This is a genomic window from Cupriavidus sp. MP-37, assembly GCF_020618415.1.
Taxonomy (GTDB): Bacteria; Pseudomonadota; Gammaproteobacteria; order Burkholderiales; family Burkholderiaceae; genus Cupriavidus.
The window spans coordinates 2370962-2393460 of record NZ_CP085344.1; the positions used below are offsets into that span (position 1 = coordinate 2370962).

Consider the following 22499-nt stretch of genomic DNA (forward strand, 5'->3'; position numbering starts at 1 on the left):
GGCACGTTTGTTGCGCTCGCATTATCAATAGCCCATAGACAACGGCGCCATGGCTTCCCAGGCCAGCAGAGCCGCCGGAACAGCACCAAGGAACGCCCCCATGTCCTCCGACCGAACCGCGTCGCTGTCCCACTTCGCCTTCATGCCACTGCCAAACTTCACGATGATCGCGTTTACCAACGCCATCGAAGTGCTGCGCATGGCCAACTACCTGAGCGGGCAGGAGCTGTACCGCTGGTCTGTCGTCAGTCCGGAAGGCGGTCCGGTGACGGCCAGCAACGGGCTCACCATCGATACCGCTCCGGTGGACAGCATCGGGCGGCCGGACATCCTGTTCGTCTGCGGCGGCATCGACGTCCAGCGCGCCACCGGGGCCACCCACCTGTCGACGCTGCGGCGCGCGGCGCGCGACGGCCTGATGCTCGGCAGCCTTTGCACCGGCACCTACGCGCTGGCCAGGTCAGGGTTGCTGGCCGGCTATGCCTGCGCCATCCACTGGGAGAACATGTCGGCGCTGAAGGAGGAGTTTCCCGACACCCGCTTCCTGAAGGAACTGTTCGTCATCGACCGCGACCGCGTGACCTGCACCGGCGGCGTCGCGCCGCTCGACATGATGCTGTACCTGATCGCCAGGCGCGTCGGCACCGCCCGCGTGACGCAGATCGCCGAGCAGTTCATCGTCGAACATGTGCGCGACACCAGTGCGCAGCAGAAGATGCCGCTGGTGGCGCGGCTGGGCTCGGCGAACAAGTCGCTGTTCGAGGTGATTTCGCTGATGGAGAACAACATCGAAGAACCGCTGTCGCGCGAGGAGCTCGCGCGCCTTGCCAGCATGTCGCAGCGTCAGCTGCAGCGCCTGTTCCGCGACCATCTCGGCATGACGCCGACCCACTATTACCTGACGCTGCGCCTGCGCCGCGCGCGCGAGCTGCTGCTGCAGACCGACATGTCGATCATGCACATCACCATGGCGTGCGGCTTCCAGTCCGCGTGCCATTTCAGCAAGAGCTACCGGGAGGCGTTCGGGGTCGCGCCGACGCGCGAGCGGCGGGCGCAGGCGGCACCGCTGGCCAAGCCGGCAGCCCATGCCAAGGTGCCGGTGCAGGCGTATGCGCCGGTGCTGCACGCATGAACGGACCGCAGGCGGCGGCATTGCGCTGATTCGGCGGAACCAGCGCCAATGGAAAGGGGCGGCCCATGAGCCGCCCTTCTTTCTTGGTGCCGCCTACTTTCGCGCGGCGCGCGGCCGCTCAGGCGGCCGCCAGCATCCCATGCGGGTCGATGACGAATTTGCGCGGTGCGCCGCCGTCGAACTGCTGGTAGCCTTCCGGCGCCTGGTCCAGCGAAATCACCGTGACATTGACGATTTCCGCAATGGGCAGGCGATTGTGGAGGATGGCCTGCATCAGGTTGCGGTTGTACTTCAGCACCGGCGTCTGCCCGGTGTGGAAGGAATGCGACTTGGCCCAGCCGAGGCCGAAGCGGATGCTCAGGCTGCCGCGCTGCGCCGCGGCATCCTTCGCGCCCGGATCATCGGTGACGTAAAGGCCCGGGATGCCGATCGCGCCGGCGGGACGGGTGATCTCCATCAGCGAGTTCAGTACCGTCGCGGGCGCCTCTTCCACGTGGCCTGACGCGCCATGGCCGTGGGCTTCGAAGCCGACACAGTCGACCGCGCAATCGATCTCCGGCGTGCCGAGGATGGCGGCGATCTGCTCACCCAGCGTCGCGTCCTGCGACAGGTCTACCACCTCGAATCCCATCGCCCTGGCATGGGCAAGGCGCGCCGGGTTCATGTCGCCGACGATGGTGCAGGCCGCGCCCAGCAGGCGCGCCGAGGCTGCGGCGGCCATGCCGACCGGGCCGGCGCCGGCGATGTACACGGTAGCGCCCGGCTTCACGCCTGCGGTCACGGCGCCGTGGTAGCCGGTCGGCAGGATGTCCGACAGGCAGGTGAGATCGCGGATCTTCGCCATCGCCTGGTCCCGGTCGGGAAACTTCAGCAGGTTGAAGTCGGCGTACGGCACCATCACGTATTCCGACTGCCCGCCGATCCAGCCGCCCATGTCCACGTAGCCGTACGCGCCGCCGGCGCGCGACGGATTGACGTTCAGGCAGACCCCGGTATGTTGTTCCTTGCACATGGCGCAGCGGCCGCAGGCAACGTTGAACGGCACCGAGACCAGGTCGCCGATGCGCAGCGTCTCGACGTCGCGCCCGACCTCGATCACCTCGCCGGTGATCTCGTGGCCCAGCACCAGGCCGACCGGCGCGGTGGTGCGGCCGCGCACCATGTGCTGGTCCGAGCCGCAGATATTCGTGCTGACGACCTTGAGGATCACGCCGTGGCCGATCGCGCGCCCGTTTGGATCGACCATTTCCGGATAGCCGATGTTCTGCACCTCGACCTTGCCCGGCCCAAGATAGACGACACCCCGGTTCTTGCTCATTGCCTTGTCTCCATGTCTTTTTGAGGCATGCCGCGGCCGCGCCGCCCGGCACCGCATGCGCGGCATGTGCCTTCGAGAGTAATGCGCGGCATGGCGGCGCCTTGTGCAAAATCCGACGCGCGCTTGAACGGGCCCGACATGTTTTCCGGTGCAGCTCAGAACTTGTGACGGATCGCCGCGCGCACCAGCACCTGGCTGGACGTCGAGGACGAGTCGGCCGCACCGGGTATGTAGGCCTGGTCCAGTGCCGTGCCGGTCTTGTCGCCGCGGACGCGCTGGTAGACGCCCTGCAGATAGACGTCGGTGCGCTTCGAAAAGTTGTAGTCCGCCATCAGCCCGATGCTGTGCACCCTGGGCCTGGCCTCGCCCGACGACGCCTGGAACTTCTCCGTGGTCAGCGTGTAGACCGCCCCGGCATAGAACGCCGGCGTGAACTGGTATTTGAAGTTGAACTCGAAATTCTGGAACTTGAGCGCATCGAGCGTGCCGGCCGCCGGCAGGATCGAACCCGAGATATACGAGGTCGACAACGGTTGCGTCAGGTTCGTGTTCGAGTAGGAAAAGCCGGCGGTCGCCGCGCCGAAGGTGTAGTTGACGCCCGCGCCGAAGATGCGCAGTCTCCTGGCAAGGAAGTTCTGGTCGCCGCCGCTGCTGATGGCGCCGTTCGCCGTGGCGGACGGATGGTCCGCCTGCAGGTAGGCCGCCGCCAGCAGCCATCCACCGTTCGCATACTGCATCCCCGCGCCGAACTGGCGGTTGTTGGCGAAGCTGGTGTCGTTGCTGAAGCTGTAGGTGCCTCCGAACTGGAAGCCGCCGAGCGAGGGGCTGGTGTACTTGACCGTGTTGTTGACACGGAACGAGTAGACCATGTTGTCGTTGTCGTAAGGGTGGCCGAACAGATACCCGCCCCAGTTCCCGACTACGGTCGTCGGCGCCAGGTAGTCGATCACGGAATCATACTGGCGCCCCAACGTGACGGTTCCCAGCCGGTCGTCGGCAAGCCCGACATAGGCCTGCCGGCCGAACATCGCGCCACCCTGCGCGGCCCGGCCGGTGCTGGCACTGAAGCCGTTCTCGAGCTGGAACAGCGCCTTGACGCCACCTCCCAGGTCTTCCGAGCCCTTCAGGCCCCAGCGACTCCCCTGGGCGAAGCCGCTCTGCATCTCGATCAGCCGGTCGCCGCCGACATTGTTGGTGTAGTTGATGCCTTCGTCGATGATGCCGTACAGCGTGACGCCGCTTTGGGCAAAGGCCGGCACGGAAAACAACAGGGCCGCGGCCGGCCCCAGCGTGGTTTTTTTCATTGGCTTTCCTCCTCGTATCGTTGCGCCTACGAGAGTAGTGCCCAGGGCCGTGCCGGATGCATGCAAGACGCGACGCAGGCTTGCCCTGCGCCGCCATTGCGCGGCCCCGGGGCCGCCAACCACCACACCGGCCATCGCTCAGGCCGGCTTGCCGCGGCGCTGCAGGTAGTCGGCGCGGGTCCATTCCAGCTCCACGCCGACGCGCTGCGTGCCCGGCCGGATCTTCGGCTTGTGCACCGCGAGCGCAAGCGTGTCGAGCGCGGGCCATTCGCGGAACGACAGCTCCGCGATATCCGCCACCAGCGTCTCGAGCAGGCGCGTGTGCGGCTTGCGCGCCAGATACGCCGCGACGCGGTTGCAATAGCCCTCGTAGTCGATCCATGCCGTCTGCTCGCTCGGCTCGCTGCGGTAGCCCAGGCGCGCGTCGATCACGATGGGCTGCGGGGCGTCGTGCTCGTGCGGATGGATGCCGATGCGCACCGGCACTGTCAGCGCATCGACAAACACGCTCCAGCCGCGCCCCGGCAGCAGCGCGGCACCAAGCGCGTCGCGCCCCGCCAGCGGCCCGGTGAACGCGTTCTCGACCGGCTTCATGACAGTAGCGGCGTCGCCGCGTCAAGCAGAATGCGGCAGAAGTAGTCCGCGAAGCTGCGCCGCACCACGATCTCGAAGCGGTCGTCGCCGGTCGGCACGAGTATGACCGGAGCCTTGAAGTAATGGCTCTGGGCGCATTGTCCGACCTGGAACACGCGCGGATGCAGGTCCAGGGGGCAACCCCGGGCCAGCACATCGCGCACACGATCCCCGCTGATTTCGACCACCGTGTAGCCGCTGCCGACGTCGACCGCGGTCGCATACGAGCTGGCGATGGCCGGCGCCAGCTTGTCCTCCAGCACGCCGGCCGGCACCGGCGCGTTCGAGCGCACCAGCCATTCGTCCGGGCCCAGCCACAGTACGTCGTACGCAGCACTGCGCGCACACGTGTTCGGTGCGGCCGGCGGACAGCAGCCGACCACGCCCTCGAACGCATCGACGAACGCAGCATCGGCCAACTCGCCGCGCACCATGACCAGATCGAGGAACTGCCGCTCGCGCACCGTGAAGTACATCGATCCGCGCAGGTGCGGAGCTTCCAGCAGGCTGGCCGCGCCGACCAGCGGCGACTCCAGGCGCACGTCGCGCGTGCGGGCGGTTGTTACCGGCGCGTCGGCCAATGCCGAGGCCATACCTTGTTCATTCCACATTCTGGCGCACTCCTTCGGTATCGTAGAAAACCGGGCTGGCAATCTTTGCCATCACGCGGCGGCCATTGGCCAGCGGGATGGCGACGCTCTCGCCCATCTTGCCCAGGCCGCCCTTCACCACGGCCAGCGCGATCGAGCGCTGCAGGACCGGGCTGTAATAGCTCGACGTCACGTGGCCGATCATCGGCGTCGGCTCGGTGGTCGACACCTGCGTGCCCGGCGCGATGATCTGCGCCCCCTCGGGCAGCACGAACTGCGCGTCGTCGGTCAGCAGGCCGACGAACTGCTTGCGGCCCTCCTTCGCCGTGTCCGAACGCGTCAGCGAACGCTTGCCGAGGAAGTCCTTCGATTTCGCCACCAGCCCGCCCATGCCGAGGTCGTACGGCGTGACCGAGCCGTCGGTGTCCTGGCCGACGATGATGTAGCCCTTCTCGGCACGCAGCACGTGCATGGTCTCGGTGCCGTACGGCGTGATGTCGAACTCGGCGCCGGCGGCCATCAGCGCTTCCCACACCGCGCGGCCAGCGTTGGCCGGCACGTTGACCTCGTACGCCAGCTCGCCCGAAAAGCTGATGCGCATCACGCGCGCCCTGGCGCCTGCCACGGTGCCGTTGCGGTAACTCATGAACGGGAAGGCCGCGTTGGCAAAGTCAATGTCGGCGCAGACCTTCTGCAGCACCTTGCGGCTCTTCGGCCCGACCACCGCGAACGTCGCCCAGTGGTCGGTCACGGAAGACAGGCGGACTTTCATGTCGGGCCACTCGGTCTGCAGCCACCGCTCGAGCCACGTCAGCACGCGCGCGGCGCCGCCGGTGGTCGTGGTCATCATGAAATGCTGTTCGCCGAGCCGCACGGTCACGCCGTCGTCGAACACCATGCCGTTCTCATCGAGCATCAGCCCATAGCGGCACTTGCCGACTTCGAGCTTGCTCCAGGGATTGGTGTACACCCAGTTCAGCAGCGTGACCGCGTCCGGGCCCTGGATGTCGATCTTTCCAAGCGTCGACGCGTCGAGTATGCCAACGCTGTTGCGCACCGCCAGGCATTCGCGCTTCACCGCGGCGTGCAGGTCCTCGCCCCGCTTCGGGAAATACCAGGGGCGCTTCCAGTTGCCGACGTCCTCGAACAACGCGCCTTTCGCGACATGCCATTCGTGCACGCAGGTCTTGCGCACCGGATCGAGAAACTCGCCGAGCTCGCGTCCGGCGAAGGTGCCGAACGTGACCGGCGTGTAATTGGGCCGGAACGTGGTGGTGCCAGTCTCGGGAATCGACTTGCCCAGCGCCTGCGCCAGGATCGCCATGCCGTTGATATTGCCGAGCTTGCCCTGGTCGGTGCCGAAACCCATCGCGGTGTAGCGCTTGACGTGCTCGACCGACTCGAAGCCTTCACGCGCCGCCAGCAGGATGTCCGAGGCCGCGACGTCATTCTGGAAATCGACGAACTGCTTGGGCCCGCGCGCAGCTGCCTCGCGGCTGCCGACCAGCCACAGCGGTAGCAGCGGCCCCTCGGCGACGGTGCTGACTTTGGGCGCGGCCGGCCGCTTTGCGGCCGTGAAGCCGGCGGCCTGCGCCGCCTCGGTGCCGGCTTCCACTGCCAACGGCAGGGCCAGCGCGAGGCTGAATTCGCCAGCGGCCGCGCCGACGCTGGTCTCCGCCTGCATCGACTTGCCCGGCACGAAGCAAGCTTTCTCGTCGCTCCACTGCGCCTTGCCGCCCGACTGCGCGAACAGGTGCAGCACCGGGCTGAGGCCACCCGACATCGCAACGAGGTCGCAGGCGATCCGCGACACCTTGCCGCCGACCTTGCCGTTGGCATAGGAGGCGACGTCGACCGAGCTCACGTGCGTCTTGCCGGTGGCAGCCACCACGACCGCGCCATTGATCACGTTCACGCCCTGCCGCTTCGCCGCCGCGGGCAGCGCGCCGCTGGTCGTGGCGCGCGGGTCGACGATGGTCACCTTCGCGCCGCACGCCTTCAGATCCAGCGCCGCCTGGTAGCCGCGATCGTTGTTGGTCAACACCACCGCCTCGCGACCCGGCAGCACGCTGTAGCGGTGGATGTAGGTCGACACTGCCGACGCCATCATCACGCCGGGCAGGTCGTTGTTGCCGAACACGATCGGACGCTCGTGCGCACCGGTCGCGAGGATCACGCGCCTGGCGCGGATCTTCCAGAGCAGCTCGCGCGAGCCGTGGCGCATCGATACCGACAGATGATCGGTCAGGCGCTGCGTCACGGTAACCAGGTTGTGGTCCTGGTAGCCGAAGGCATTGCTGCGCGACAGGATGGTCACGTCGGGCAGCTTGCGCAGCTTGCCCTCGATCTCGGCGACCCACTGCAGCGCAGGCTTGCCATTGATGTCGGCGCGCCCGGACAGCAGGCTGCCGCCGAGCTCGCACTGGTCGTCGACCAGGATCACGCGCGCGCCGCTCACCGCCGCGGCATGCGCGGCGGCGAGGCCGGTCGGCCCGCCGCCGACCACCAGCACGTCGCAGTGCGCGTAGCATTTGTCGTAGCGGTCGGCATCCAGCGTCGTGGGGGCCTTGCCCAGGCCGGCCGCCTCGCGGATCTTCTCCTCATACCTGGGCCACATCTTGCGCGGCCACATGAAGGTCTTGTAGTAGAAGCCGGCAGGCATGAAGCGCGCGAATTTCTGGTTGACCGCCATGCGGTCGCGTTCGAGATCCGGCTCGGCATTCACGCTGGTCGCAACCAGCCCCTGGTACAACTCGATCTCGGTCGCGCGCGCATTCGGCACCGTGTAGGCGCCGCCCTCCAGCTGCACCACCGCATTCGGCTCCGCCACGTCGGCGGTCATGATGCCGCGCGGCCTGTGGTACTTGAAGCTGCGCGCGACGAAGCGCACGCCGTTGGCGAGCAGCGCCGACGCCAGTGTGTCGCCGTGGAAACCCTGGTACACGCGCCCGTTGAAGGTAAAGGTCAGCGGCTTGCCGCGATTGATGCGGCCGCCCGTGGCGAGACGATCCTTCTGGCTCATGACTTGGCCCTTCCTTGCTGTGCGTTGGCGGCGGGCTGGCCGAAGGTCTCGTAGCCCGCGATCTCATAGGAAACGGTATCGCGCTCGACCTTGAACCAGCGGCGGCAACCCTGCGCATGGAGCCACTGTTCGCGGTGCTTGCCGCGGGTGTTGGTGCGCATGAACAGGTAGTCCCCCCATTCGCGGTCGGACAGCTTGTCGGTCTCGAGCGGGCGCGCGATATCGGCCTCGCCGCCGCAAGAGAATTCGGATTCGGCGCGCGGGCCGCACCATGGACATTGGATCAGCAGCATGTCTGTCTCCTGCTAGCGTTCAGTGCGCAACGGCGGCGGCGCCGTGCTCGTCGATCAGGTGGCCGGTATAGAAGCGGTCCAGCGAGAACGGGGCGTTCAGCGCATGCGGCTGGTCGCGCGCGATGGTGTGCGCGTATGCCCAGCCCGACCCGGGCGTCGCCTTGAACCCGCCGGTGCCCCAGCCGCAGTTGAAATAGAGGCCCTTCACGTCGGTCTTGCTGATGATCGGGCACGCGTCCGGCGAGGTGTCGACGATGCCGCCCCACTGCCGGTTCATGCGCACCCGCGAGAACACCGGGAACATCTCGACGATCGCCTGCAGCGTGCCTTCGATGACCTGGAAGCTGCCGCGCTGGCCGAAGCCGGTGTACTGGTCGATGCCCGCGCCGATGACCAGATCGCCCTTGTCGGACTGGCTGATATAGGCGTGCACCGCGTTGGACATGATCACCGAGTTGACCACCGGCTTGATCGGCTCGGACACCAGTGCCTGCAGCGGGTGGCTTTCCAGCGGCAGCCGAATGCCCGCCATGTCGGCCAGCGTGGTGGTGTTGCCTGCAGCAACGACCGCTACCTTCTTCGCCTTGATAAAGCCCTTCACCGTGTCGACGCCGACCACCGCGCCGCCGTCGCGGCGGATGCCGGTGACCTGGCAGTTCTGGATGATGTCGACACCGGCGCGATCGGCGCCGCGGGCGAAGCCCCACGCCACGGCATCGTGCCGGGCCACGCCGGCGCGCCGCTGGATCGAAGCCCCCAGCACGGGGTAGCGGCTGTTCAGGTTGATGGTCGGCTCGATCTCCTTGACCTGCGCCGGGGTCAGGAACTCGGCGTCGACGCCGTTCAGACGGTTCGCGTTCACGCGCCGCTCGGTGTCGCGCACGTCCTGCAGCGTGTGCGCCAGGTTCATCACGCCGCGCTGGCTGAACATGACGTTGTAGTTCAGGTCCTGCGACAGGCCCTCCCACAGCTTCATCGCCTTCTCATAGAGCGCCGCGGACTCGTCCCACAAGTAGTTGGAGCGCACGATCGTGGTGTTGCGCGCGGTGTTGCCGCCGCCGATCCACCCTTTCTCGAGCACGGCGACGTTGGTGATGCCGTGTTCCTTGGCAAGGTAGTATGCGGTCGCGAGCCCGTGCCCGCCGCCGCCCACGATCACCACGTCATACTCGCGTCTGGGCTCGGGACTCCTCCACTGCTTCTCCCAGTTCTCGTGGTACGACAGCCCGTTGCGGAACAGGCTGAATATCGAATAGCGGCTCATTTCCTACTCCCTTAGCATTCAATGACGTTCACGGCCAGGCCGCCGCGAGACGTCTCCTTGTATTTCGTCTTCATGTCGGCACCGGTCTCGCGCATGGTCTTGATCACCGAGTCGAGCGAAACGTAATGCTGGCCATCGCCCTTGAGCGCCATGCGCGAGGCGTTGAGCGCCTTGATCGCGCCCATCGCGTTGCGCTCGATGCAGGGAATCTGCACCAGTCCGCCGACCGGGTCGCAGGTCATGCCCAGGTTGTGCTCCATGCCGATCTCGGCTGCGTTCTCGACCTGGTCGGGCGTGCCGCCCATTACCGCGGCAAGCGCAGCCGCGGCCATCGAGCACGCCACGCCGACCTCGCCCTGGCAGCCCACCTCGGCGCCCGAGATCGACGCGGTTTCCTTGTAGATCATGCCGATCGCGGCCGCCGTCAGCAGGAAGTCGACGATGCCGTCGTGGTTCGATCCGGGCACGAACTTCACGTAGTAGTGCAGCACCGCCGGGATCACGCCGGCCGCGCCGTTGGTCGGCGCGGTGACGACGCGGCCCCCGGCGGCGTTCTCTTCATTGACCGCCATCGCGTACAGGTTGACCCAGTCGAGCATCGACAGCGGATCGCGCAGCGATTCTTCGGAGCGCGTGCGCAGCCGGTGATTGAGCTCCGCCGCGCGGCGCTTGACCCGCATCGGGCCGGGTAACTCGCCCTCGACCTTGCAGCCGCGCTCGACGCAGGCGGCCATGGCGTTCCAGATCGCCAGCAGCCCGGCGCGCACCTCTTCGGCAGGGCGCAGCGCACATTCATTGCGAAAGATCAGCTCGGCGATCGACAGCCCGCTGTCGCGGCACGCCTGCATCAGCTCGGCGCCGGTGCGGAACGGGTATGGCACCTCCGCCGCGGCGCGCACGCCGTTCACACGGTCGCCGTCGCGGTTGACGACGAAGCCGCCGCCGATCGAGTAATACTCCTTCTCGACCAGCAGCTGCCCCTGCTCGTCGAACGCCTGGAAGCGCATGCCGTTCGGATGCACGACGCCGCCGCTGCCGCTCATCAGGCGACGGTAGAAACCGAGGTGCTCCTTCTCGTCGAAGCCGATCGCGTGCTTGCCGAGCAGCAGCACGCGCTTGTCCTTGCGGATCCGCGCCAGCCGCGGCTCGATCAGGTCCGGGTCGATGCGGTCGGGCAGGCTTCCTTCCAGGCCGAGCAGCACCGCCTTGTCGGTGCCATGGCCCTTGCCGGTCGCGCCGAGCGAGCCATACAATTCCGCCCGGACGCGGCGTACGAAGCCGAGCAGGTTCGCATCCTCGAGATGGGAGACGAAGCGGCACGCGGCGATCATCGGGCCGACCGTATGCGAACTCGAGGGTCCGATGCCGATCTTGAACAGGTCGAATACGCTGACATTCATCTGGCTGCCTCGCTGCGGGTGCTGGGTTGCTGTCGTTGGAAGCCAGTACAGCAGAGCCGGGAATCTGCAGATAGAACAAAACCGGCATCAACATGGGATGCCGTCGCCAGTCACCGCCGCGGACCGCGCCGGATTTCGCTTTGGCGATGATTTGCGTCGGAATTTTGCAAGTCCGCAGCGGGTGGATCGGCGACTCTGGCTGGGACGGCATGCGTCGTGCGAGCGGGCGCAAAACGGGGCGAACTCGGCGCCGGGAGGCTCAATGGATGCAGTACGCATCACAGGCTTGCCCGAGGCCAGGGCGCTCTCCCCTGCCAGTCGACTTCCGGGCTGACCCGGAATGCGCCCGCCCGCGCGAGCCTGTCAAGATGGATGCCGCCATGACACCTGACCTTCCTGTTTCTCCTGTTGCCGAACCGGCGCCACGGCGCATCCGCTTCGGCATCGTGCTGCTGCCGAACTTCACGCTGACCGCGTTCTCCGGCTTCGTCGACATGCTGCGGCTGTCGGCGGACGATGGCGACTACAGCAAGCCGGTGCGCTGCGTGTGGAGCGTGGTCAGCCAAACCCTGGCGCCGGTGCGCGCGAGCTGCGGGATCCAGGTCGCGCCATGGGCGACCTTTGACCAGGCAGAGCCGTTCGACTACGTGGTGGTCGTCGGCGGGCTGCTCCACTCCGGGCCGCAGGCCGGTCCGGAGACGCTCGACTTCATCCGCCGCGCGGCGGGCAGCGGCGCGACCATCGTCGGCATCTGCACCGGGGTCTTTTCCATGATGCGCGCCGGCGTGCTCGATGGCCACCGGGCTTGCGTCAGCTGGTTCCACTACTGGGACTTCATCGAGCGCTTCCCGTCGGTCGATCCGGACCTGCTGGTCGCCGACCGGCTGTTCGTGATCGACCGGCGGCGCATCACGTGCTCGGGCGGGCGCGCGTCCATCGACGTCGCCGCGGCGATCCTGCTGCGCCACTTCGACCATGCCACCGTGCAGAAGGCGCTGCGGATCCTGCTGGTCGGCGAGATGCAGAAAGGCAATGCGCCGCAGCCGCATCCGCCGGGCCTCGAACCGGCGACGCACCCGAAGGTCAAGCGCGCGATCCTGCTGATGGAGCAGCACGTCGGGCGTGCCCTGCCGCTCGAGGCGCTGGCGTGCAAGCTCGACCTGTCGGCACGGCAGCTGGAGCGCCTGTTCAAGGCCGAGACCGGCAAGAGCCCGCAGGCCTTCGCCAAGCACGTGCGGCTGCGCACCGCCGCGTGGCTGCTGACCAGTTCGGACCGCGCCGTCGCCGACATCGCGCTGAGCTGCGGCTTTGCCGATGCCTCGCATCTCGGCCGCGAATTCCGCAAGCAATACGGCGTGCCTCCCGCGAGCTACCGCGACAAGGGCGCGACTGCCGCCGAATCGACGCTGGCCGAGGGCGACGGCGACGCGGCTTGCATGCTCGGCGAAAGTGAGAGCGAAAGCGAAAGCCAGCTTTGATGGTGGCCATCGGCCAACTTGGATCGGTTTTCGGACAAAAGCATGCCCGCCCCGCCCGTCACCATCGTCTGTCGCCTTATAGTCTGGCGCCACGAACCCACCGACAGAAGCAACCAATGAAAACACGCGCAGCAATTGCCTGGGGTGCGGCGAAGCCGCTGACGATCGAGGATGTGGACCTCGACGGCCCGCGCGCCGGCGAAGTGCTGGTGGAAGTGAAGGCCACCGGCATCTGCCACACCGACTACTACACGCTGTCGGGCGCCGATCCGGAAGGCATCTTCCCGGCAATCCTGGGCCATGAGGGCGCGGGCATCGTCACCGACGTCGGCCCGGGCGTGACCTCGCTCAAGCCGGGCGATCACGTGATCCCGCTGTACACGCCGGAATGCCGCCAGTGCAAGTTCTGCCTGTCGCGCAAGACCAACCTGTGCCAGGCCATCCGTGCCACCCAGGGCAAGGGCCTGATGCCGGACGGCACCTCGCGCTTCTCGCTCGACGGCAAGCCGATCTTCCACTACATGGGGACCTCGACCTTCGCCAACCACATCGTGGTGCCGGAGATCGCGCTGGCGAAGATCCGCCCGGATGCCCCCTTCGACAAGGTCTGCTACATCGGCTGCGGCGTCACCACCGGCGTGGGCGCGGTACTCTTCACCGCCAAGGTCGAGGCCGGCGCCAACGTGGTCGTGTTCGGCCTGGGCGGCATCGGCCTGAACGTGATCCAGGCGGCGAAGATGGTGGGTGCCGACAAGATCATCGGCGTCGACCTGAACCCGGCGCGCGAGGCGATGGCGCGCAAGTTCGGCATGACCCATTTCATCAACCCGAAGGATGTCGACAACGTGGTCGACCACATCATCCAGCTGACCGACGGCGGCGCCGACTATTCGTTCGAATGCATCGGCAATACGCAGGTCATGCGCCAGGCGCTGGAGTGCTGCCACAAGGGCTGGGGCAAGTCGATCATCATCGGCGTGGCCGAGGCCGGCGCGGAGATTTCCACGCGTCCGTTCCAGCTGGTGACCGGGCGCGAATGGAAAGGCTCCGCCTTCGGCGGCGCGCGCGGACGCACCGACGTGCCGAAGATCGTCGACTGGTACATGGAGGGCAAGCTCAATATCGACGACCTGATCACGCACACGCTGCCGCTGGAGCGCATCAACGAAGGCTTCGACCTGATGAAGCGCGGCGAGTCGATCCGTTCCGTAGTGTTGTATTAAGGCTGGAAAAACGCATCGCGGGAGACGCGCCAGGGTCGAAGGCGCCCGCGTTGCCGTGCCGCGTCAGGTGGCACCGGCGGCATCGTCGACGCCCGTGCCGGCGAAACGCTCGCGATAGGCGCCGGGGGTGACATTGAGCCGGCGCTGGAACGCTTGCCGCAGCTTCGCCTCCGAGCCAAAACCGCTCTCCACGGCGATCCATTTGAGCGGCTGCGTGCCGCCTTCAAGCAGCCGCCGCGCCGCATTGAGCCGGGTCTGCTCCACATAGCCCGAGGGGGTATGCCCGGTCTCCTTCAGGAACACCCGGGAGAAATTCCGCTCGCTCATCGCAAAGCGTGCCGCCAGCACTTTGACCGAGAGGTCAGCCTTCGGCGTGCGATGAATATAGTCCTGGATATCGCGCACCTTCGGATGCGCCGTCATCTGGCTGAGCAAGTGCTCGCTGAACTGCGACTGCCCACCGGGCCGCTTCAGGTAGACCACAAGATCCCGCGCCACCGACAGCGCGATGTCGCGCCCCAGGTCCTCCTCCACCATGGCCAGGACCAGGTCGAACACGGCGGTCACGCCGGCCGATGTCCAGATGTGCGCGTCGCGGACGAAGATGGCGTTTGCATCTACCTGTATCCCGGGATACCGCTGCCGCATCAATTCCGCCACGCTCCAGTGCGTGGTCGCGCGCCGGCCGTTCAGCAGACCCGCCTCGGCGAGGAAGAAGCTGCCCGAGCACAGGCCGACGATGGCCTGGATCCTGTTGGCATGCGCGCGGCACCAGTCGACGATGTCGTCGCACGCCGCCAGGACATTGAGGATGTCGCGTGCGCCGACGACCACCACCACATCGGCGGGCGGCAGGCCGGCAAGCGCCCGCGTGGCCTCGAGCGAAACCAGCGTGTCGGAGCGGATCGCGCCGGCTTGCGGCGCGACGATGCGGAGCGCGTATTTCGGCTCGCAGCCGAGCCGCTGCAGATGGGTGTTGGCATAGTCGAAGACATTGATGGCGCCGACGGCTTCGATGGCCTTGAATCCGGGATAGATGACGATGTCTACGGTAGTTCTCATTGCACGCAGCGTCGCGGTAAAGCCGGCCGCAGGGTCATGTTCCGCTACGCACGAATGGGGTGCGCACGACTCTCGCGGCGATCTTGTTGCCGTAGACCTCCACATTGACGCACGAGCCGATCCTGACCTCGGGCGCGACACGGGCCAACGCGATAGCGATCCGCAGCGTCGGACTATAGGTTGCACTGGTGACCTTGCCGATCACTGCGCCCTCGTCGCCTGTCACAGTGCTATGCGCCGGCGGGACAGCGGCGCTGCCTTCCAGCGCAAGTCCAACGAATTGCTGCGTCTGGCGACGGGCACATACGGCTGACTTGCCGAAGAAATCCCGGTCTGAATCCAGATCGACACTCCAGCCCAGACCGGCATCGAGTGGCGAAGTAAGGTGATCCATGTCCTTCCCGTTTCGATGCACGCCCGCCTCGAGCCGGAGTGTATCCCATGCTGCATGGCCCACTGCATCGATGCCCGCCGACCGCAACATGTCCCAAATGCGGCCGGCATGCCTGGCCAGCGGCAGCAATTCGAAACCATCCTCCCCGGTCTTCCCGGTTCTTGCCACCATCAACTCCCCGACTTCCGGGTCGTGCACCATGATCGAGTTGAACGGCTTCAGTTTTTCGGCTGGGCGGGCGGCCGGAATTGCGCGGAGTACCTTTTCCCGCGCCTTCGGACCTTGCACGGCGATGACCGCCAATGGCTCAACCGCTTCGGCTGGCCAATCCTGTCGTCGCGGGACCACCGTCACCTCGCCTTTCGCCTCGTCGATCTTTGACCGGATCCACGCTATGTCACCCACGGCCGTTTGCGCGTTCAGGACCACGCGGAAATGCTGCTCTCCCAGGTAATAAACAACGAGGTCATCGATCACACCGCCAGACATGTTAAGCATGCAGCTATACAGCGCCTTTCCCGGCGTCTTCAGCTTGCCAACGTCGTTTGCCAGGAGCTTGCCAAGCACGATTCGTACATCAGGACCATGCAGATCGACTACGCACATATGTGACATGTCGAACATACCGGCATCGCCGCGCACGGCGTAGTGCTCTTCGATCTGGGATCCATAGGCAACAGGAAGCTTCCAGCCATCGACGTCGCCTATACGCGCGCAAAGGAGACGGTGATGGTCATAGAGTGGAGTCTGCTGCAGGTGTAGGGAGCCCTTTGTCATCGCTTTTGCTCTGGTCGATTGGACTGTTCGCACGGAAGCCGACCATGGCCTGTCGGTCAACGCGTACTCCATGTCATGCATGGTGTGGCGTTAGCGTAAGTTCGCGCTGTTGCCTGCGAGTACATCAAATCGCTGGAAAAGCGGATAGAACGAAAGCGGCAGCAGCATGGGATGCTCCCGCCAGGAGAGGGCTATTGCAGTCGTGTGAAGCCGCTGAGCCGCTTCTAATAGCAGCACGCCTTACCTGAGCGATCCGCGCAACCAATTCCCAATTGGCCCAACGGGCTATCCCTCAACGCCACGCCTGAGTGAACTCGCTGATCACCCTCTCCAGGTGGTTGCGCATTGTCGCCCGGGCCGCTGTCGCGTCGCGCGCCATCACCGCCGCGAAGATCTGCTGATGGTCTTCCTGCGATGCCTGCCGCAGCCGCGTGGTATGGAAGTGTTCCTCGATCTTGCCCCATAGCGGATCGCTGCGCCCGCTGTCCCACAGTGCGGTGACCATATGCAGCAAGACCCTGTTGCCGGTCGATTCGGCCAGGCACAGGTGGAACTGCCGGTCCGCCGCCTCGTTGGCCTGCTTGTCGTCCATGTGCTCGCGCATCAGGCTCAGGGCCGCGAACATGCGGTCAAGGTCGCCATCCTTACGCTCGCTGGCCGCCAGGCCGGCGATTTCCGATTCGATCAGCACTCGGGCGCGCAGCGATTCTATCGGTCCCGGCCGCCAGGGCATCTCGAACGGCTCGCGACCACGCGCGGGCGCTTCTGCGCAGACGTAGATCCCGGAGCCGCCGCGCACTTCGACTAGTCCCTGCACCTCCAGCGCGATGATGGCCTCGCGCACCAGGGTACGGCTGACGCTGAACCGCTCAGCCAGCGTGCGTTCGGATGGCAGCCGCATGCCGGCGGAGAACTCTCCGGATACGATCAATGCCTGCACCTGGCTGGCCAGGCTCAGGTACGAACGGTCGCTGGCCGCTGGCGGGTTCTCGACTGGCGCACGGGTTGCAAGATCGCTGGGGGAATGTGTCATCGCAGGTTAGGCGGCATCTGCCAGGTATGAGCACCGGTTGACCACGGGCCCAAGAAGGCATATTGGACAGTGCCTGTTGCACACCATGGTAAACCATGACGGCGAAATTGGGCAACCACACGCACAATTGGTGAACCACTTAATCCATCCGGCACACCAATGCCGCGTGACCATCACGCCATGACGGGGGCGCGGGTTCAGACCAGATCGCCATTCCGCCCCTTCTGCCGCCAAAGAGTCGTCTCAAGGAAGCCCCGCCCATGAAGATGTCGTTCCGCTGGTTTGGCCCGACCGACCCGATCCCTCTCGAATACATCCGGCAGATCCCGGGCATGACCCACATCGTCTCCGCCATCTACGACGAACCGGTCGGCGAGGTATGGCCGCTGGACAAGATCCTGGCGCTCAAGTCCACTATCGAGGCGGCGGGGCTGCAGTTCAAGGTGGTGGAGTCGGTTCCGGTCCATGAGGACATCAAGCTCGGCAAGCCGACGCGCGAGCGGCTGATCGCGAACTACCAGCAGAACATCAGGAACCTGGCCGCCGCGGGCATCGAGGTCATCTGCTACAACTTCATGCCGGTGTTCGACTGGACCCGTACGGAACTGGCAAAAAAGCTCGATGACGGCTCGACCTGCCTTGCCTTCAGCAACCGCGAGGTCGAACAGGTCGACGTCAGCCAGGGTATCGCCCTGCCCGGCTGGGATTCCAGCTACGCGCCAGGAGAACTGCAGTCGCTGCTGGCCGAATATCGTGGCATCGACGAGGGCAGGCTCTGGGAGCACCTGGAGCATTTCCTGCGCGCGATCATTCCGGTGGCCCAGGCGTGCGGCATCAAAATGGCCATTCATCCGGACGATCCACCGCGCCCGATCTTCGGACTGCCGCGCATCGTCAAGAACCGCGACGACCTGGCACGCATCCTGGGGATCGTCGACACGCCGGCAAACGGTCTGACGCTGTGCTCCGGCTCGCTTGGCGCCGGCCCGCAGAACAACGTCGAGGCGCTGGTGCGCGAGTTCGGCGGCATGGGACGCATCCACTTCGCCCATATCCGCAACGTCAAGATCACGCCGGAAGGCGATTTCGAGGAAACCGCCCACCTGTCGAGTTGCGGATCGCTGGATATTGCCGCGATCGTCAAGGCGTACCACGACGTCGGCTTCCAGGGCTATTACCGCCCCGACCACGGCCGCATGATCTGGGGCGAGACGGGCAAGCCGGGATACGGCCTCTATGACCGGGCACTCGGCGCGGTCTATATCAACGGGATGTGGGAAGCGATGGAAAAGACGGCCTCAAGCGCCATGGATTGAGGTCCATTTAAAACATGATCGGAGACCTGTCATGACAATCACCAAGAAATCGCCCGTGAATTCGCGCCGTTCGGCGTTGATACTGGGCCTCGCGCTCGGCCTCGGCACGCTGGCGCCGACGGCCACTTGGGCGCAGACCGCCTGGCCAACCAAGCCGGTGACACTGCTGGTCGGCTTTCCGCCCGGTGGCCAGACCGACTTCGCGGGACGTGCGCTGCTTAACGGCCTGCAGAGTTCGCTCGGCCAGTCGTTTGTCATCGACAACAAGGCCGGCGTGAACGGCAATATCGCCTCCATCGAGGTCATGCGCGCGGCGCCCGACGGGAACAAGCTTCTGGTAGGCAACGGCTCGATGACGATCATGCCGCATGTCTACACCAAGCTTGGCATCGTCGATCCGCAGAAGCTCACGTCGATAGGCGTGATGCTGCAGTCGCCGCTGGTCCTCGTCGTGCCCGCCAGTTCGCCCATCAAGACTTACGCGCAGTTCGTCGAGGAGGTCAAGGCGCGCGACAAGTCGGGCAAGACCGTCGACTATGGCTCGGGCGGTACTGGCGCATTGCCGCATGTCACGATGGAACTGCTGCGCGAGCGCATGGGCGGTCCGAAGATGAACCATGTGCCCTACAAGGGCAGCAGCCCGGCTATGGTCGACCTGATGGCCGGACGTCTGGATGCGATGTTCGATGCCACCTCGGTCGTCGCGCCTTTCATCAAGTCGGGCCAGTTGCGGCCGCTGATGGTCACGGGACCCAAGCGCGTGGCCATGATCCCGGACGTGCCAACGGCCACCGAGAGCGGCATCAAGGACTTCACCATCATCTCGTTCATCGGCCTGTACGGACCGCCGGGCCTGAGCCCTGACATCGTCAAGAAAGCCAACGCCGCATTGAATACGGCGCTGAAGGACCCGGCCGTGGTCAAGAGCATTGTCGACCGCGGCGACGAGCCCGGCGGCGGCACGCCCGAGCAGCTCGCAACGCTGACCCGCACCCACTACAAGATGTGGGGCGAGGTGGTGAAGGCCAACAACATCACGGCTGATTAAGGCTGCGCAGGCCGGTGAATGCCGGCCTGTTTGCCGGAATTGCGAGCCAAGCGACGTTCGTGGCCGGTCAGCAGAACGACGGCTGCCTTGCCCCGCGAGGGCCATGGACCGCACGGCCGTCATCTGTCGCCAAGGCCGACCAAGCGCACCCGAGACGACTTTTTGAATAGCCGGAACCGGCTGACCCGCTTCGCTATAGTTCTGCACATCGACAGCGCGTCACGAACTCCGATATCCCGGAACCGGCATGCAAAGAAGAACCTTCCTGAAGCTGGCAGCGGCCTCCGCCCTTGCCACCCAGTTGCCCCGCTGGGCCCTTTCCGCCACCCTGCGCGAGCGCGATCTGTTCTCGCTGGGCGTGGCCAGCGGCGCGCCGGCGCCGGACGGATTCGTGCTGTGGACGCGCCTGCTCGGCGGTGCGATCCCTGGCACGCCGCAGGCCGACGCCCAGGGCACCAGGCCGCTGCAGGGACCGCTGACCGTCCGGTGGGAAGTCGCCGAGGACGAAGCATTCCGGCGCATCGTGCGCCGCGGCCAGGCGCAGGCGCTGCCAGAACTCGGCCATTCCGTTCATGTGGAGGTCGATGGGCTGCGCCCGGACCGCTGGTACTTCTACCGTTTCATGCACGGCGACGCAGTCACCGCGCCGGCGCGCACCCGCACCGCGCCGGCGTCCGACACGCTGGCGCCGCGGGTGCGCTTTGCCTTTGCCTCCTGCCAGCGCTGGGAGCAAGGCCACTACGCCGCGTACCGGCAGATGCGGCAGGAAGACCTGGACCTGGTGGTATTCCTGGGTGACTACATCTACGAAGCCGCGGTGCCGGCCAACGCGCGCGCGCGCCTGCCGCGCACGCACAGCCTGCCCACCGCGACCAGCCTGCAGGACTTCCGCGACCGCTACGCGCTGTACAAGAGCGACCCGCTGCTGCAGGCCATGCATGCCGCGTGCCCCTGGCTGGTAACCTGGGACGACCATGAAGTGCAGAACGACTATGCGGGACGCGCGGGCAGCGAGCCAGCGGCCGCGTTTCTCGCGCGGCGGACGGCCGGCTACCAGGCGTTCTACGAAAACATGCCAATCCGCGCGAGCGCGCTGGTGCATGGCATGGCAGGACTTGGCGCGCCGGATGCGCTGAGCATCCACGCGCGCCACCGCTGGGGCCGGCTGGTCGATTTCCATCTGCTGGACGACCGCCAGTATCGCGATCTCCAGCCCTGCCGCGAACCGGGGCAATTACGCAAGGGCTCCGTGTCCCCAGGCGATTGCAGCGCGCTCGGCGACCCGCGCCGCACCATGCTGGGCAGCGCGCAGGAACAATGGCTGGCACAGGGACTGGCGCAGGACCAGCGCGACCAGACGCGCTGGAGCGCGATCGCGCAGCAGACCATCTTCTCGCGGCGCAACTACAAGGCGCCGCCGCAGGAAGCCTTCCACAGCGACACCTGGGACGGCTATCCGGCCGCGCGCCAGCGCCTGCTCGACAGCATCGCGGCGGCGGCGCCGCGCAATACCGTGTTCATCGGCGGCGATATCCACCAGCACTACGCGTGCAATGTGCTGGCGGACTTCAGCGAGCCGTCATCCCAAGTGATCGCCAGCGAATTCTGCACCACCTCCATCGCCTCGGCTTCGGGCAGCAGCATGGAGAGCGCCGCAAAAATCATGGCCCACAATCCGCATATCGTGCATGCGCGGCCCGACCAGCGCGGCTACACCGTGGTCGAGGCCACGCCGGCACGATGGGCCGCCACGCTGCGCGCCGTGGAAGACGTCACGCGCGCGGACAGCGCGGTCGGCACGCAGGCGGCGTTCGTGGTGGAGGACCGGCGGCCCGGCGTGCAGCTTGTGTCAGCCAGCCAGCCTGACCGCGGATAGTGCTGCCACCAGCCCTGCGCGCCAAGCGGGACTTGCGCCGCAGCCCCGGCAACCTTAATTGCTCCCGGCAAGTTCCCCCCTCCGCGCCCGCTCGCCGTGTCAAGGTCCTAGCGCTTAATCGCCCCTGAAACCCACGGTCTGGACGATCGGCGTCCAAAATTCCACCAGCCGCTTCCTCAGCTGGGTAACTTCTTGCGGCGTCGAACCCGCGAGCGGCTCATACCCGATGTTCTGGATGCGACTTCGGACATCCGGCATGGCCAACACCTTTCGCATTGCTGCGTTCCAGCGTGACACCTGCGCTGGCGGGGTGCCGGCTGGCGCGTAGAGCGCATAGCCCGAGCCAACCACCAACGAGGCGTAGCCCTGTTCACTGAAGGTGGGAACATCGGGAAGCTGGCTGCTTCGCTGTTTGCCCGATACCGCCAGCACACGGACCTTGTTCGCCCGATGCTGTTCCACAAACACGCCGAGACCATCCACTGCCGAGCCGATCTGATTGCCGACCAGATTGGTCACCATCGCCGGGCCACCTTGGAACGGCACGATGGAGAAATCGCCCCCGGAACGCCTAGTGAACTCGAATGCAACAAAGTGCAGTGCAGAGCCGAGTCCGGACACGCCGACTGTCGCCACGTTGCGGTCGGCTTTTGCGGCCTTGACGTAGTCAGCCAGGGTTTTATACGGCGAGCTCGCGCTCACGGCCAGTCCATAGTTGAGGGCAGCCACCTCGGTAATGGGCGAGAAGTCCTTGTCGGGGTCATAGCGAAGATTGCTGTAGACCAGGGGCGCAATCACCATCGTATCGTGTAACGTCATCAGCACGGTATTGCCGTCTTGCGGCGCCTGCTTCAAGACTTCCGCCGCCACCCGCGTGCTGGCACCGGGACGGTTCTCCACGATCACGGTCTGCTTAAGCTCGCCTCTAAGCTTTTCCACCAACACGCGTGCCATGGCATCGGCGGCCCCACCGGCCGGGAACGGCACGATAAAGCGTGCCGGCGCTTCCGCATAGGCAGACTGCGTCACGCATAGGCCCACAGCCAGTCCCGCCGCTGCCAGACCGCGGATGATACGGCGCCGTCCAATTCGTTTTACTTTGCTCGACATGCTTGCTCTCCCCCATCGGTTTGCCTGGATTGCTTTTGGCGGCTAGCTACTGGACCGAGGGTCATCTGCCGGCCGCCCCCGATCCAGGCCGCGTCAGCCAATCATCGGAGGTTATTGAGGGCCCTGTCGAATCACGATTGCAAATACGCTATCACGAATGCGAACTCGCCAGATTTTGCATTCGCCCGCAACATGGGTGCCAGAGTCGATGCATCGCCGATCCTGT

The 22499-nt window shown here is 65.9% G+C and carries 18 protein-coding genes; 6 read left to right on the top strand and 12 right to left on the bottom strand.

Annotated elements, in window-relative coordinates; all coding sequences use genetic code 11:
- Positions 1–100 precede the first annotated feature (100 nt).
- Positions 101–1132 carry a GlxA family transcriptional regulator gene (locus tag LIN44_RS10950; protein ID WP_227312111.1) on the top strand — a complete coding sequence of 344 codons (1032 nt, stop codon included), beginning with the start codon at positions 101–103 and terminating at the stop codon, positions 1130–1132.
- Between the two features lie 118 nt (positions 1133–1250).
- On the opposite strand, the gene fdhA is transcribed toward LIN44_RS10950, so the two are convergent.
- The 8 genes from fdhA to LIN44_RS10990 all read right to left on the bottom strand — a co-directional run bounded on the left by fdhA (position 1251) and on the right by LIN44_RS10990 (position 10956).
- On the bottom strand, positions 1251–2450 hold the full coding sequence (fdhA, locus tag LIN44_RS10955; protein ID WP_227312112.1) for a formaldehyde dehydrogenase, glutathione-independent: 1200 nt from the start codon (positions 2448–2450) through the stop codon (positions 1251–1253).
- Positions 2451–2605: 155 nt separating this feature from the next.
- Positions 2606–3754: a porin gene (locus tag LIN44_RS10960; RefSeq protein WP_227312113.1), complete on the bottom strand. Its 1149-nt coding sequence runs from the start codon at positions 3752–3754 to the stop codon at positions 2606–2608.
- A gap of 138 nt (positions 3755–3892) precedes the next feature.
- Positions 3893–4348 (bottom strand): dihydroneopterin aldolase, encoded by a 456-nt coding sequence (locus LIN44_RS10965; RefSeq protein WP_227312114.1) that lies wholly within the window; start codon positions 4346–4348, stop codon positions 3893–3895.
- On the bottom strand, positions 4345–4998 hold the full coding sequence (locus LIN44_RS10970) for a sarcosine oxidase subunit gamma (protein WP_370641561.1): 654 nt from the start codon (positions 4996–4998) through the stop codon (positions 4345–4347). Before LIN44_RS10970 ends, LIN44_RS10965 begins: the two co-directional genes overlap by 4 nt.
- On the bottom strand, positions 4988–7999 hold the full coding sequence (locus tag LIN44_RS10975) for a sarcosine oxidase subunit alpha family protein (protein WP_227312115.1): 3012 nt from the start codon (positions 7997–7999) through the stop codon (positions 4988–4990). The genes LIN44_RS10970 and LIN44_RS10975 overlap by 11 nt, the downstream gene beginning before the upstream one ends.
- A complete protein-coding gene (locus tag LIN44_RS10980; RefSeq protein WP_227312116.1) occupies positions 7996–8292 on the bottom strand; it encodes a sarcosine oxidase subunit delta in 297 nt (98 codons plus the stop codon). The genes LIN44_RS10975 and LIN44_RS10980 overlap by 4 nt, the downstream gene beginning before the upstream one ends.
- A gap of 19 nt (positions 8293–8311) precedes the next feature.
- The gene (locus LIN44_RS10985) at positions 8312–9556 is read right to left on the bottom strand and encodes a sarcosine oxidase subunit beta family protein (RefSeq protein WP_092318251.1); all 1245 of its coding nucleotides are present in this window, start codon (positions 9554–9556) and stop codon (positions 8312–8314) included.
- An 11-nt stretch (positions 9557–9567) separates the two neighbouring features.
- On the bottom strand, positions 9568–10956 hold the full coding sequence (locus LIN44_RS10990; protein ID WP_227312117.1) for an L-serine ammonia-lyase: 1389 nt from the start codon (positions 10954–10956) through the stop codon (positions 9568–9570).
- Between the two features lie 380 nt (positions 10957–11336).
- On the opposite strand from LIN44_RS10990, the gene LIN44_RS10995 reads away from it, so the two are divergent.
- Together LIN44_RS10995 and LIN44_RS11000 are read left to right on the top strand one after the other, a co-directional pair.
- Positions 11337–12434 carry a GlxA family transcriptional regulator gene (locus LIN44_RS10995; protein ID WP_227312118.1) on the top strand — a complete coding sequence of 366 codons (1098 nt, stop codon included), beginning with the start codon at positions 11337–11339 and terminating at the stop codon, positions 12432–12434.
- A gap of 116 nt (positions 12435–12550) precedes the next feature.
- Positions 12551–13657, top strand: coding sequence for an S-(hydroxymethyl)glutathione dehydrogenase/class III alcohol dehydrogenase (locus LIN44_RS11000; protein ID WP_227312119.1), 1107 nt, complete (start codon positions 12551–12553; stop codon positions 13655–13657).
- Positions 13658–13720: 63 nt separating this feature from the next.
- Here LIN44_RS11000 and LIN44_RS11005 read toward each other — a convergent pair whose 3' ends face one another.
- From LIN44_RS11005 to LIN44_RS11015, 3 genes are all read right to left on the bottom strand, one after another.
- Entirely contained in the window at positions 13721–14719 is a 999-nt protein-coding gene (locus LIN44_RS11005; protein ID WP_227312120.1) for a GlxA family transcriptional regulator, read from the bottom strand.
- A 34-nt stretch (positions 14720–14753) separates the two neighbouring features.
- Positions 14754–15890: a glycine cleavage system aminomethyltransferase GcvT gene (gene gcvT / locus LIN44_RS11010; protein WP_227312121.1), complete on the bottom strand. Its 1137-nt coding sequence runs from the start codon at positions 15888–15890 to the stop codon at positions 14754–14756.
- A gap of 292 nt (positions 15891–16182) precedes the next feature.
- The gene (locus LIN44_RS11015; protein WP_227312122.1) at positions 16183–16923 is read right to left on the bottom strand and encodes a FadR/GntR family transcriptional regulator; all 741 of its coding nucleotides are present in this window, start codon (positions 16921–16923) and stop codon (positions 16183–16185) included.
- A gap of 260 nt (positions 16924–17183) precedes the next feature.
- Here LIN44_RS11015 and uxuA point away from each other — a divergent pair, with 260 nt between their 5' ends.
- The 3 genes from uxuA to LIN44_RS11030 all read left to right on the top strand — a co-directional run bounded on the left by uxuA (position 17184) and on the right by LIN44_RS11030 (position 21163).
- Positions 17184–18239 (top strand): mannonate dehydratase, encoded by a 1056-nt coding sequence (gene uxuA, locus LIN44_RS11020; protein WP_227312123.1) that lies wholly within the window; start codon positions 17184–17186, stop codon positions 18237–18239.
- A 31-nt stretch (positions 18240–18270) separates the two neighbouring features.
- On the top strand, positions 18271–19287 hold the full coding sequence (locus LIN44_RS11025; protein WP_227312124.1) for a tripartite tricarboxylate transporter substrate binding protein: 1017 nt from the start codon (positions 18271–18273) through the stop codon (positions 19285–19287).
- 247 nt (positions 19288–19534) lie between these two features.
- A complete protein-coding gene (locus LIN44_RS11030) occupies positions 19535–21163 on the top strand; it encodes an alkaline phosphatase (RefSeq protein ID WP_227312125.1) in 1629 nt (542 codons plus the stop codon).
- A 114-nt stretch (positions 21164–21277) separates the two neighbouring features.
- Here LIN44_RS11030 and LIN44_RS11035 read toward each other — a convergent pair whose 3' ends face one another.
- Positions 21278–22273 (bottom strand): tripartite tricarboxylate transporter substrate-binding protein, encoded by a 996-nt coding sequence (locus LIN44_RS11035; protein ID WP_227312126.1) that lies wholly within the window; start codon positions 22271–22273, stop codon positions 21278–21280.
- Positions 22274–22499 lie beyond the last annotated feature (226 nt).